The 12,558-nt window shown below is 39.9% G+C and carries 12 protein-coding genes; 11 read left to right on the forward strand and 1 reads right to left on the reverse strand.

The window, feature by feature from the left end; translation table 11 throughout:
* Positions 1–5: 5 nt before the first annotated feature.
* From cyoE to CWB78_RS01990, 10 genes are all read left to right on the forward strand, one after another.
* On the forward strand, positions 6–935 hold the full coding sequence (cyoE, locus tag CWB78_RS01945) for a heme o synthase (protein ID WP_138594026.1): 930 nt from the start codon (positions 6–8) through the stop codon (positions 933–935).
* Positions 932–1,549, forward strand: a complete 618-nt coding sequence (locus tag CWB78_RS01950; RefSeq protein WP_008114152.1) for an SCO family protein — start codon at positions 932–934, stop codon at positions 1,547–1,549. Before cyoE ends, CWB78_RS01950 begins: the two co-directional genes overlap by 4 nt.
* A 162-nt stretch (positions 1,550–1,711) precedes the next feature.
* The gene (locus CWB78_RS01955) at positions 1,712–1,984 is read left to right on the forward strand and encodes an STAS domain-containing protein (RefSeq protein WP_008465590.1); all 273 of its coding nucleotides are present in this window, start codon (positions 1,712–1,714) and stop codon (positions 1,982–1,984) included.
* 8 nt (positions 1,985–1,992) lie between these two features.
* A complete protein-coding gene (locus CWB78_RS01960) occupies positions 1,993–2,355 on the forward strand; it encodes a response regulator (RefSeq protein ID WP_008115349.1) in 363 nt (120 codons plus the stop codon).
* A 14-nt stretch (positions 2,356–2,369) separates the two neighbouring features.
* Positions 2,370–4,460: a chemotaxis protein CheA gene (locus CWB78_RS01965; protein WP_075170806.1), complete on the forward strand. Its 2,091-nt coding sequence runs from the start codon at positions 2,370–2,372 to the stop codon at positions 4,458–4,460.
* Complete coding sequence (locus CWB78_RS01970) at positions 4,442–4,927, forward strand: chemotaxis protein CheW (RefSeq protein WP_008465584.1); 486 nt, start codon at positions 4,442–4,444, stop codon at positions 4,925–4,927. Before CWB78_RS01965 ends, CWB78_RS01970 begins: the two co-directional genes overlap by 19 nt.
* Positions 4,928–4,975: 48 nt before the next feature.
* Positions 4,976–7,675 (forward strand): methyl-accepting chemotaxis protein, encoded by a 2,700-nt coding sequence (locus CWB78_RS01975; RefSeq protein ID WP_138594027.1) that lies wholly within the window; start codon positions 4,976–4,978, stop codon positions 7,673–7,675.
* A gap of 68 nt (positions 7,676–7,743) precedes the next feature.
* Positions 7,744–8,574 (forward strand): CheR family methyltransferase, encoded by an 831-nt coding sequence (locus tag CWB78_RS01980; RefSeq protein ID WP_010392403.1) that lies wholly within the window; start codon positions 7,744–7,746, stop codon positions 8,572–8,574.
* Entirely contained in the window at positions 8,558–9,175 is a 618-nt protein-coding gene (gene cheD, locus CWB78_RS01985; protein WP_008112899.1) for a chemoreceptor glutamine deamidase CheD, read from the forward strand. The genes CWB78_RS01980 and cheD overlap by 17 nt, the downstream gene beginning before the upstream one ends.
* Before the next feature lie 8 nt (positions 9,176–9,183).
* Entirely contained in the window at positions 9,184–10,221 is a 1,038-nt protein-coding gene (locus CWB78_RS01990) for a protein-glutamate methylesterase/protein-glutamine glutaminase (RefSeq protein ID WP_075170804.1), read from the forward strand.
* Here CWB78_RS01990 and CWB78_RS01995 read toward each other — a convergent pair.
* Positions 10,218–11,243 carry a polysaccharide deacetylase family protein gene (locus CWB78_RS01995; RefSeq protein ID WP_138594028.1) on the reverse strand — a complete coding sequence of 342 codons (1,026 nt, stop codon included), beginning with the start codon at positions 11,241–11,243 and terminating at the stop codon, positions 10,218–10,220. The two genes, CWB78_RS01990 and CWB78_RS01995, sit on opposite strands and share 4 nt — an antisense overlap.
* On the opposite strand from CWB78_RS01995, the gene CWB78_RS02000 reads away from it, so the two are divergent.
* Positions 11,223–12,557 carry an MATE family efflux transporter gene (locus CWB78_RS02000; RefSeq protein WP_249930374.1) on the forward strand — a complete coding sequence of 445 codons (1,335 nt, stop codon included), beginning with the start codon at positions 11,223–11,225 and terminating at the stop codon, positions 12,555–12,557. The two genes, CWB78_RS01995 and CWB78_RS02000, sit on opposite strands and share 21 nt — an antisense overlap.
* The last annotated feature ends 1 nt before the right edge of the window (position 12,558 follow it).

Here is a 12,558-nt window from a genome sequence, read left to right on the forward strand (position 1 = left end):
TCGTTATGGCACTTACAATTAACAAAAAAGCAATGCAGCCCGTTTATAGCCCATCGTTATTGACTAAAAGTTATCATTTAATCCAAGATTATTTAGCAATCAGTAAATTTAAAGTGGTGGCTATGTTGGTGTTAACGGCATGGGTGGGCTTGGCTCTCGCCCCTGACGTTGGAAGAGGCATTGGGGTTCAGTTCATAAGTTTATTAGGGATTGGTTTACTCTCTGCGGCAGCTGCCGTTATCAATCATGTGGTTGATAGTGAAATTGATAGTAAAATGGCACGTACACGCCACCGCCCAGTCGCCAAAGGGCGCTTAAGTAAATTACACGCATTGAGTTTTGCTGCTGTTATTGGCGTGGCAGGGTTTATTATGTTGATGTTGTGGGCAAATATACTCACTGCCATACTTACCTTATTTGCACTTGTTGGTTACGCATTTATTTATACGTCGTTTTTAAAACGCGCCACGCCACAAAATATAGTGATTGGTGGTTTGGCTGGCGCCATGCCACCTTTACTTGGTTGGGTGTCTGAAACCAATCAAATGGCAGCCGCTCCTTGGTTGTTGGTTATGATTATATTCACATGGACTCCTCCGCACTTTTGGGCGTTAGCAATCGCGCGTAAGAGTGATTACGAACGGGCTAAAATCCCTATGTTACCTGTCACCCATGGAATCGACTTTTGTAAAACCTGTGTGCTCGCGTACTCAGTGCTATTAGCCATTGTGTGCGTATTACCCTATTTGATAGGTATGTCGGGACTTATTTATTTAAGTGGGGCCTGTATCCTCAATATACTCTTTATATACAAAGCAATTAACTTAAAATTTGCCGCCAAAGAAGACACCGCAATGGATTTATTTCGTTTTTCGATTGTTCATTTAATGATACTCTTTGTTATCTTATTTATAGATAAATGGCTAGTTATATGAAGCAGTTATGGTGTGGGTTAATTGTTTTTTCGGTGCTTTTTTTATCGGCATGTGATGATAAAAAAAGTTTACAAGATCTTGATGCATTAGTGTACGAAACTGCAAAACCGTTATCTGATTTCTCGCTGAATGATCAACAGGGGGAGTTAGTAACCAAAAAGCAGTTTTTAGATCAATGGAACTTAGTGTTTTTAGGCTACACAAGCTGCCCTGACATTTGTCCAATGACGCTTGCTAAGCTCAACAATGTCTATAAAAACTTACAAGCTGATTATCCACTGCAGGTGTGGTTTATATCTGTTGATCCTAAACGAGATATTGCTCAAAAGCGTAAAGAGTACATAGATTATTTTAACCCTAAATTTTTAGCTGTATCTGGGGAGCATAAAGACTTATTTCCATTTGTACGAGAGCTGGGATTAATTTATGCAATTAGTGATAGTGATGAATCTGACTATGCGGTGGATCATAGTGCATCGGTTGCACTTGTTGATGGTAGTGGCGCCCTGAGAGCTATTTTTAAGCCCGAATTTAAACAAGGAGATGTGCCTTTGGTGAATACTACAAAATTAACAGCGGAATTTATTGAAATAGCAGATTACTACAAAAACTAGTTTTTAATGGTTTAATAATTTTCAAGGGGCTTTGTGCCCCTTTTTACGTTTTTTAACAGCTGTTTTTAATTAATTAGTTATTTTTTAGTCGTTTTTATGGCGTTTTCTTTATCTCGGTCTAAGCTTTTGTTATGGATTGAGTTGATAAGGAAAAGCTTAAAAATGCTTAAACTACCAAATGAGCTTTCAATTGTTCAGGTTGACGTTTTACATCAAGATTTATTAAGCGAGCTTAATAATAGCCGAGATATTTGTCTGGATATTAGCGATGTCATGTCTGCTGATACCGCCTCGGTTCAACTCCTTTGTGCCCTACAAAAACACCTTCTTACTATCAATCAAAAAATTGCCTGGGTTGGCAGCAGTGACGCATTAAAAAATGCCATTGAACAACTCGGTTTAAGTGAATATTTAGCTTCAGAAAGTACTAACTAGAGGTTTATATGAAAAGAATTTTAGCTGTCGATGATTCTGCATCAATGCGCCAAATGGTGAGCTTTACGTTAAAAACAGCAGGGTTTGATGTTACCGAAGCCAAAGATGGCAGCGAGGCATTAGCCATTGCCAAGCAACAAGGTTTTGATGCAGTTATTTCTGATGTAAACATGCCAATTATGGATGGGATCACACTTATTAGAGAGCTAAGAGGGCTACCAGATTACAAGTTTACACCGCTGCTTATGCTTACTACGGAGTCGGGGATGGATAAAAAAGTAGAAGGTAAAGCTGCTGGGGCAACAGGATGGATTGTAAAACCTTTTAATCCAGATCAGCTATTAGCCGTGCTAAAAAAAGTAATCCGTTAACTTAGGAGTGCACTGTGAGTATTGATTTAAGCCAGTTTTTTGAAGTGTTCTTTGAAGAGAGTTTTGAAGGCCTCGATATCATGGAGACTGAATTACTCAACTTAGTGCCAGGCGAAGAAGACTTAGAAACCATTAATACTATATTTAGAGCTGCTCATTCAATAAAAGGGGGCAGTGCTACTTTTGGATTTAACTCAATTGCAAATTTTACCCATGTATTAGAAACATTATTGGATCAAATTCGTGAAGGTGAGCGCAATATAACTAGCGAGCATATTAATTTATTACTTAAATCAGTGGATTGCTTAAGGGCTTTGTTAAGTTCGCTAAAAGTACAGGAAGAACCAGATTTAGCCCAAGCAGATACTTTACGTGAGCAGTTCGAAAAATTACTAGGTATGCCAGCTGGTGAGGAGCAAGGGGAAGAAACACATCATGAGCAGGTTATAGTTAATACTTATCAGATTGATTTTAAGCCACATTTTCATCTTTTTAAAACCGGTAATGAACCTTTGTTTATGATCAGCGAGTTAGCCGAGCTTGGTGAGTTAGAAGTACAGGCATTCACCGATGCCATACCTGATATTAAAGAATTAACCAGCGATGAGTGCTTTTTATATTGGCGGTTTTTCTTAAACACTGAGCGCGATGAGCAAGCCATTAAAGAGATTTTTGAATGGGTTGAAGATGATGCAGATATTAAAGTCGAGCTATGCGGTGGCTTATTTAATGATGCTAAAGCTGGATCAGAGGAAGTAATTAACGAACCGGCTGTTGTGGAGGAAGCTCCCAAAACTGCTGAGCAACCCAAAGCAAATAAAGCAAAGGCAGCTGCCAATGCGCCCAGCGCAAAAGCCGCGCCAGAATCTACCTCTATTCGGGTTGGTATAGATAAGGTTGATTCATTGATTAATATGGTGGGTGAGTTGGTTATTACCCAAGCAATGTTAAATCAGCTTAGCGAACAGGAAATGACAGCCACTGCGGTAACCTCGCTTCAAGAGGGATTGGCGCAACTAGCGCATAATACCCGAGACTTACAAGAAAACGTGATGCGTATTCGTATGCTGCCAATTAATTTTGTATTTAGTCGTTTTCCACGTCTGGTGCGTGATATTGCTCAAAAGCTTAATAAAGAGGTGGAGTTAAAGCTGATCGGAGAGCAAACCGAGTTAGATAAAACTGTGATGGAAAAAATATCTGATCCTATGGTGCATTTAGTTAGAAACTCACTGGATCATGGTATTGAAACTGTAGAAAAGCGTATTGCGGCAGGTAAAGATCCTGTGGGCAAAGTTACATTAAATGCTTTTCATCAGGGAGGAAATATCGTCATTGAAATCATGGACGATGGTCAAGGCCTTAACACTCAAAAGATTAAAGAAAAAGCGATTGCTAACGAGCTAATTACTGGCGATAGCGAGTTAACAGATGATGAAATTAACGAACTTATATTTATGCCAGGGTTTTCTACAGCTGATGAGGTAAGTGACTTATCTGGCCGGGGTGTGGGTATGGACGTGGTTAAACGCAATATCCAATCATTAAATGGCTCGGTAGAGGTGACATCTGCTGCTGGAATTGGTTCTACCTTTACTATTCGGCTACCGCTCACCTTAGCTATTTTAGATGGGCAATTGGTAAAAGTGGCCAAGCATACTTACATTATTCCACTGATCTCAATTGTAGAGTCATTACAAATTGATATTGCAAAAGTAAGCCGTGTTGGTAAAGACCTAGATGTACTCAGGTTACGTGATGAATACATTCCTATTCTGCGCCTATACGAGATTTTTAACCATCAAGGTGCGATTGAATCATTAGATAAGACCTTATTGGTTGTGGTGGAGAACGATAACCAAAAAGTCGGGGTGCTCGTTGACGATTTACTTTCACAGCAACAGGTGGTTATAAAAAGCTTGGAGGCTAATTACCACAAAGTGGACGGAGTCTCTGGGGCAACTATTTTAGGTGATGGTCGTGTCTCGTTAATTTTAGATATTAGCGGTTTGATTAAGCTTTCAGGATTAAAAAAACCTGGCAGCCAAGCATTGAGTATTGAGCCATCAGCGACTCTGGAGGATTCATGTTCTCTGAATCAATAGCATTAAATAGCAATATTGAGCTACAGCGCAAAGAGGGCATTAAGCAGTTTCTTACCTTTATTATGGCTGAAGAAGAATACGGAGTAGATATATTAACGGTGCAAGAAATCCGTAGCTGGGAAGACATAACCGCACTGCCAAATGCCCCTGAGTACGTAAAAGGCGTTATTAATCTACGCGGCACGATAGTACCCATTATTGATTTGAGGTTACGTTTTGGTTTACCCACAATTGCCTATGGGCCGTTAACAGTAGTGATTATTGTAAAAATAGAGTTTGAACAAGAAAGTAAAGTAATGGGTATTACGGTAGATGCAGTGGCAGATGTTTATAGTATTGCAGAGCAAGATGCTAAAGCTGTGCCGAGTTTAACCCAGACCAATGAAAGTGAATATGTAGCAGGGTTAGTCAATGTAGGCGAAAAAATGGTCGCCTTAATTGATTTGCCTGCAACCATGGATATTTAGCGGTAACAGTAACTAAATAAAGTAAATAACTTAAAGGTGGTGATAAGCATGGGATGGTTTAGTAATTCAAAACAGTCTGAATCAAGCAATGATTTGATAATGAATGCATTGCATAAATCATTAGCAATAATTGAATTTGAGCCGAATGGAAGAATCATTACTGCCAATGTTAATTTCCTGCGTGTAATGGACTACTCTCTGGCTGAAATACAAGGTCAGCACCACTCTTTATTTATTAGCTCTAGCGAAGCGAAAAGTGATGAATATCGTCAGTTTTGGCAGCGATTGAACGCGGGTGAGTTTATTTCAGATGAATTTAAGCGGTTTGGAAAAAATGGTAAAGAAGTGTGGATACAAGCCACCTACAATCCTGTTTTAGACTCTCAGGGGCAAGTGATTAAAGTGGTTAAATTTGCCACAGGGATCACAATGCAAAAATTAAAGGCAGCCGAAGCAGCTGGACAAGTTGCAGCAATAAACAAATCACAAGCAGTTATCGAATTTGACTTAGATGGCACAGTGATTAATGCCAACGATAACTTTTTAACCACATTTGGCTACCAACTTAATGAAATACAAGGTAAGCACCATCGTTTATTTGTTGCACCAGAATATGCAAATAGTCCGGATTATCAAACTTTCTGGGCCAAACTGGGGCGGGGTGAGTACGACCGAGGAGAGTATTTACGTTTTGATAAACAAGGCCGTGAAATTTGGATTAATGCTTCTTATAACCCCATTTATGACATGGATGGGCGAGTGTTAAAAGTTATTAAATACGCCACAGATATAACTGAGCAGAAAGAGCTAGAACGAACTTCTAAAAAAACTGCCGACTTAGCCAACGCCTTAAAGGTATGCCAAGCCAATGTGATGATGGCTGATAATGACTTAAACATTATTTTTGCCAACGAACAAGTTAAGCAAATGCTAAAAGCACGCGAAAGAGATTTGCAATCGGTATTACCTAACTTTGCTGTAAGTGATTTAATCGGCACATGTGTTGATGATTTTCATCAACATCCGGCGCATCAGCGCGAGCTATTAAAAAAATTAAATGCGCCCCATAAAGCGACACTTAAATTAGCTGGTCTTATTTTTGATTTAATTGCTTCGCCATGGTTTAACGAAGAAGGAGAACGCTTGGGAACAATTGTTGAGTGGCAAGATATTACTGATGAAGTATTTAAGGCCGATGCAGAGCGTGCCAGAGCACAGGAGAACTTACGTGTTCGCCGAGCGTTAGACACTGTAGCAACAAACACTATGATTGCAGATGCATCGAATGTGATTGTTTATATGAATGACGCGGTGAAAAATATGATGAGCAATGCTCAAAATGATATACGCATTGATTTACCTAACTTTGATAGCAAAAATCTACTGAATCAAAATATTGATATATTTCATAAAAATCCAGCCCATCAGCAAAATATGTTGGCTAAGTTAACGGATACCTACAGCACTGAAATTAAAGTGGGCGGCAGAACCTTTGGCTTAGTTGCTAACCCAATTATTACGCCAGACGATGAGCGAATTGGAACTGTAGTTGAATGGGAAGACAGAACAGCAGAAGTAGCTATAGAAAAAGAGGTTGCTCAGCTGGTCAGTGCCGCAAGTAAAGGGGAGCTAAATAGCCGTGTGGTTGAGCAAGGAAAAGATGGCTTTTTCCTTCGTTTAGCTCAGGGTCTTAATAGTTTAGTTAAAGTGGTTGACGATGCGGTAACTGATACTGGCAATATGCTCGATGCCATGGCTACTGGTGATTTATCTAAACGGATTGAAAAGGAATACCAAGGCTCGTTTGAAAAACTGAAAACAGATGCAAATGCAACAGCAGATAAACTAACCGAGGTTATTAATCGAATTAACACATCAGCCACTTTGGTGGCTAGTGGGGCTGAAGAAATTTCACAAGGTAATGCTGATTTAAGCCAGCGTACAGAAGAGCAGGCATCATCATTAGAAGAAACAGCTTCTAGTATGGAAGAGATGACCAGTACGGTACGTCAAAATGCTGATAATGCCAAGGTAGCTAATGACTTAGCTGAAGAAACCTGTGATAAAGCAATTCAAGGTGGTGAGGTTGTTAATAAGGCCGTAACCAGTATGTCGGCTATTAACGAATCGAGTAAAAAAATTGCTGACATTATTGGTGTTATAGACGAAATAGCATTCCAAACAAACCTATTAGCGCTCAATGCAGCTGTAGAAGCTGCAAGAGCAGGTGAGCAAGGCCGAGGTTTTGCGGTTGTTGCAGGTGAAGTGCGTAACTTAGCTCAGCGCTCAGCTGGTGCAGCTAAAGAAATTAAAGAGTTAATTAGAGATAGTGTTGGTAAAGTTGCTGATGGTAGCGCTCTTGTAAATGAGTCAGGTGTGACGTTACAAGAGATTGTGGTATCGGTGAAACGTGTGACACAAATGATAGCTGATATAACTCAGGCCTCTGAAGAGCAAAGCGCAGGAATTGAGCAAGTAAATAAAGCTGTATCGCAAATGGATGAAATGACCCAGCAAAATGCGGCATTAGTTGAAGAGGCATCGGCTGCAGGTGAGTCTATGGCAGAGCAGGCTAATGAAATGCGCCGTTTACTGCACTTCTTTTCTCTAGGGCAGCAAGATATGGCGGTGGTATCGCCCACTATTCGCACCCCTGAAATAACGCATAAGCAACAAAATAGCTTCGTTAATAATAAGAGCAAAGGTGAAAACTTTGTAGACTCAGCTGAAGAGTGGGAGGAGTTTTAACCCTGTTTTAGATGGTTCAAACACAGAAGTAGTGTGAATCTATCTTTATATTTATTTGAGAGTACATAATGAAAGAGTTTTTATTAACGGATAGCGATTTTAAGGAAGTGGCTCATTTAGTGTATAACGCCTGTGGTATTGTGCTTGGGGAGCATAAGCGCGAAATGGTTTACTCACGATTAGCAAGGCGAATTCGTGAGCGTAAATTAACAAACTTCTCTAGTTACCTTGATTACTTAAAAAATCATAAGGACCAGGAGTTTGATGCATTTATTAACGCCATAACTACCAATTTAACCTCTTTTTTTCGTGAAATTCATCACTTTGAATTTATAAAAGAGCAGTTTATTCCTGCGATGCTAAAAGCAAATAAGCATAATAAACGCGTTCGTATTTGGTCTGCAGGTTGCTCTACCGGCGAAGAGCCCTACAGTTTAGCTATGACCTTACAAGGGGCTTTTCCAAGTGATTGGGATGTGAAAATTTTAGCAACTGATCTTGATTCTAATGTACTAGCTAAAGCCCAGAGCGGTATTTATACTGCGGCAAATGTGAATGGACTGGATGATGCATTGCTCAAGCGCTGGTTTTTAACCAGCAAAGACGGGCAAAGTTATAAGGTGAAACCTAAGCTACAGCAATGTATTTCATTTAAGCGTTTAAACTTACTCCAAGATTGGCCGATGAAAGGCCCATTTGATTTGATCTTGTGTAGAAATGTAGTGATTTACTTTGATAAAGAGACAAAGGATCAGCTTTTTAACCGTTATGCCGATATTTTAAATAACCAAGGTTATTTATTTTTAGGGCATTCAGAAACCATGGGAAAAGAGCATGTCTTATTTAAAAACTTAGGGAAAACCATGTATCAGAAAGTAGCTCATGCAAACACAATTTAAGCCGGTATTAGCGGGATTTGAGCATATCAAACGCTATTGGGATGCCACGCGAGAGCGTGTGGTCGCTAAGGTATTGCCAGGTGAATTTTATGTTTCTAAAAACGATGAGCTGATCACCACAGTGCTAGGGTCGTGCATTGCGGCTTGTGTTTACGACGATAAGCTAGGTATTGGCGGGATTAATCACTTTATGCTACCTATTCAAAAAGGTGAGCGAATTGACCAAGCGCATAGTTTAAGTTGTCGTTATGGTAACTGGGCTATGGAATATTTAATTAATGAAGTGCTTAAAAATGGCGCTTCCCGGGCAAACTTAAAAGTAAAACTGTTTGGGGGAGGCAAAATAATTAGCGCAATGACAGATATTGGTATTGGCAATATCAGTTTTGCCAATGCATATATAGCAGAAGAAGCGCTAAACTTAGTGGCGCATGATATGGGCGGACCCTGGCCGCGTAAAATATTTTTTAATCCTCATAATGGAAAAGTACAGGTTAAAAAGCTAAGAAACTTACACAATAACACTATTGAAAAACGTGAAGTGCGTTACTTGCATAATCTTGAACAGCAAACCAAAGCCACTGACATAGAACTGTTTTAAGGATGGCTATGATTAGAGTATTAATAATTGATGATTCGGCACTGATCAGGCAATTACTGACAGAGATACTGCAACAGGCAAAAGATATTGTGGTAGTGGGCTGTGCACAAGACCCGTACGAAGCCAGAGAGATGATCAAAAAGCATAATCCGGATGTACTAACACTAGATGTTGAAATGCCAAGAATGGACGGCATTAGTTTTTTAAAAAACTTAATGCGCTTACGCCCTATGCCCGTAGTAATGATTTCCACTCTTACTCAAAAAGGCTCACCTATAACTCTAGAAGCGCTTGAACTGGGGGCGGTTGATTTTATTGCAAAACCAACGGTCAACGTTAAACAACAAATGAGTCAATATGCTGATATTGTTCAGCAAAAAGTCAGGGTAGCGGCTAGTGCACGGGTTCGAGGCTACAAAAAAACTAGTACTGTAGCAGAGCCTATACCCACCAATGCCGAATTTTTAGTAAATAAAGTGATTGCAATCGGTGCATCAACAGGGGGAACCGAGGCGATAAAAGAAGTGCTTATACGTATGCCCAAAAATTGCCCTCCTATTGTAATAACGCAGCATATCCCTCCCGTATTTAGCACCTCATTTGCAGAGCGGATGCAGCGTACTTGTACTATTAACGTAAAGGAAGCTCAGCAAGGCGATAAACTGGTCGCAGGTTGCGCTTATATAGCTCCGGGTGGACTTCATTTACGAATTTGTAAACAAGGTAGTGCTTTGCATTGTCAGCTTGATGATGGAGAGACGGTTAATAGACATAAACCCGCGGTGGATGTTTTATTTAACTCATTACTTGAAATAGGTGCAAAGCATATTGTTGCCACACTATTAACCGGTATGGGAAGTGATGGTGCAAAAGGATTGCTCGCATTAAAGCAACAAGGTGCATACACACTTGCGCAAGATGAGTATTCGTCTGTAGTATGGGGTATGCCCAAAGCTGCTATTGATATGGGGGCAGCAAATGAAGTGGTACCGCTGGAGAAAATGACCCAGCGGTTATTAAATCAAGTAATAAAAAGTAAAACTTAGTTGATCACCCAAGGCTGTGAAAACCAATAATAACTGCCGGTTTGTTTTATTGATGGAGCCGTGCAGTTAAAGCGAGACCGGCCTTTATTAAGCTGTTTTGGCGATGTTACCTTAACTGTATTATCGTCTAACCAATTTAAATTAGCTTGACCAACGCTTGACACATAACAGGCAAATTGACTCTTATGAAAGTCATTTGTCTCAAGTTTTATTGTGAGTGACGGTGGATTTTTTGAAGTGACACTATCTTCATAGGTTAGCTTATTAATGGTAAAGGCAGTTGAATTTATCTTGGTAATTAACGTCTCTAGTTTGCTATAAAAACCAGATGCGGGGAAGCGCGGTAAGCGGCTAAAGTTAGAGTGTTGATTAACGGCTCCTGAGTGCTGGCCAATACCAATAAAGCCTAGTTCTGTAACGAGTGCTTGCAGTTGGTTGTTAAACTCTCCGTATGGGTAGGCAAGATATTTATAATCGTGACCTATTTCCTCTTTAATACGCTGTTGTGAACTAAGAATGTCTTTTTTAGTGCGTTCGCGCCATTGGCTAGGCGTTTCATTCTCGCGCTTTTTATGTAGGTAGTTATGTTCAGCACTATGATTAGCAATGAGTGCTCCTTTTTTGGCAAGCTCCCTGAGCTTATCCCACCCCATAACATAACCCGCTTGTTCATCAATGAGTTTTGGGTTTACGAAAATAGTGTACGGGTAACCAAACTTCTCAAGAATAGGAGCTGCTTGATCGTAATTATTGTTGTAACCATCATCAAAGGTAATCGCGATTGTTTTGTTCTCTAAAGCCTTACCTTGTTGTAATGCACTAATCAGTTCATTTAATGGAATAACGTTAAAGTTATGCTCTTTTAAATAATTTAAGTGTTTTGTAAAAGTGTTGGCACTCACGCTGGTGACAGCGGGAAGGGTTTCACTGACGTGATGATACTGTAGAATAACAGCTGCTTGCGCGCGTAAAGAACCACAAATCAGGAATAATAATATTAAATGAAACAATTTCTTATACATAATAAAGCACACCATAAAAGCTTGTTGTTGTTAGCCGGTCCGATGATATTATCAAATATTACCGTCCCGTTGTTAGGAATTGTTGATACGGCAGTGATCGGTCATTTGGGGAGTGCGCATTATTTAGCGGGAATAGCCTTAGGCTCTACTGTGATCTCCATTTTATTTTGGCTTGCTGGTTTTTTGAGAATGAGTACCACTGGGCTGGTGGCTCAGGCTTATGGTAAAAATGATTTAACTCAGCTTGCAGCCTTACTTAAACGCAGTTTATTGTTAGCCACTTCGGTTGCCTTACTCCTTATTTTACTGTCACCCCTTATAAAACATGCTATTGCGTATTTATCAGCTGCCAATAGCGATGTGCTCAATGAAGCCTATCGGTATTTTAGTATTCGTATTTATAGCGCCCCTGCAGCGCTATGCAACTTAGTTTTACTAGGCTGGATGTTGGGCGTGCACTATGGGCGAGGGCCATTTTATTTACTGTTAGTCACTAATATTACTAATATTGTGCTCGATATTTATTTTGTAGTGTACCTTGATTGGGCGGTTGCTGGGGCTGCGTGGGCATCACTTATTGCTGACTATATCGCGCTTGTATTTGCTTTATTGCTAGTGGCTCAACTTGCTAAAAAGCATGGTATGAGTTTGGCTGTAGCAAATTGGTTTAGTGTGGAAAAAATGGCAGGACTACTGAGCTTAAACCGCGATATTTTTATTCGCTCTTTAGTGCTGCAGTTATGCTTTAGCTTTATGACCTTTTATGCGGCCCGCTTAGGTGAAACCACATTGGCTGCTAATGCCGTTCTACTCAACTTTTTAATGTTAGTTAGCTTTGCACTTGATGGAATTGCTTATGCAAGTGAGGCCAAAGTGGGTCAAGCTAAAGGTCAGCAAAGTGTTGAAAAGATAAGGCTATGGGTAAAAATCAGTGTATTTTGGGGCATGTTATTTGGCATTTTGTATAGTGTGTTTTTTATAGTATTTGGCAGCAGCATTATTAAGCTATTAACGAATGTACCAGAGGTTATTGACGAGGCCATTCACTACTTACCTTGGGTAATAGTATTGCCTATTTTAGCTATGAGCTGTTTTTTGTTCGATGGTATTTTTGTTGGCCTGACCCGCGCTAAAGCGATGCGAAACAGTATGTTGCTTTCAGCAGTTGTAGGCTTTTTTGGGGTGTTTTGGCTATTTCAGGATTGGCAAAATAATGGGTTATGGTTAGCTATGAGTTGTTTTATGCTTATGCGAGGCGTTACGCTTATCGTTAAATATCAACAATTAAAAGCTAACAATCAATTACTTAAATAAG

It is taken from the genome of Pseudoalteromonas sp. S1612 (assembly GCF_005887175.1).
Taxonomy (GTDB): Bacteria; Pseudomonadota; Gammaproteobacteria; order Enterobacterales; family Alteromonadaceae; genus Pseudoalteromonas; species Pseudoalteromonas undina.

Coding starts and splice junctions, on each gene's coding strand:
- cyoE (WP_138594026.1), top strand. CDS start 6: ATGGCACTTACAATTAACAAAAAAGCAATGCAGCCCGTTTATAGCCCA.
- CWB78_RS01950 (WP_008114152.1), top strand. CDS start 932: ATGAAGCAGTTATGGTGTGGGTTAATTGTTTTTTCGGTGCTTTTTTTA.
- CWB78_RS01955 (WP_008465590.1), top strand. CDS start 1,712: ATGCTTAAACTACCAAATGAGCTTTCAATTGTTCAGGTTGACGTTTTA.
- CWB78_RS01960 (WP_008115349.1), top strand. CDS start 1,993: ATGAAAAGAATTTTAGCTGTCGATGATTCTGCATCAATGCGCCAAATG.
- CWB78_RS01970 (WP_008465584.1), top strand. CDS start 4,442: ATGTTCTCTGAATCAATAGCATTAAATAGCAATATTGAGCTACAGCGC.
- CWB78_RS01975 (WP_138594027.1), top strand. CDS start 4,976: ATGGGATGGTTTAGTAATTCAAAACAGTCTGAATCAAGCAATGATTTG.
- CWB78_RS01980 (WP_010392403.1), top strand. CDS start 7,744: ATGAAAGAGTTTTTATTAACGGATAGCGATTTTAAGGAAGTGGCTCAT.
- cheD (WP_008112899.1), top strand. CDS start 8,558: ATGCAAACACAATTTAAGCCGGTATTAGCGGGATTTGAGCATATCAAA.
- CWB78_RS01990 (WP_075170804.1), top strand. CDS start 9,184: ATGATTAGAGTATTAATAATTGATGATTCGGCACTGATCAGGCAATTA.
- CWB78_RS02000 (WP_249930374.1), top strand. CDS start 11,223: ATGAAACAATTTCTTATACATAATAAAGCACACCATAAAAGCTTGTTG.
- CWB78_RS01995 (WP_138594028.1), bottom strand. CDS start 11,243: ATGTATAAGAAATTGTTTCATTTAATATTATTATTCCTGATTTGTGGT.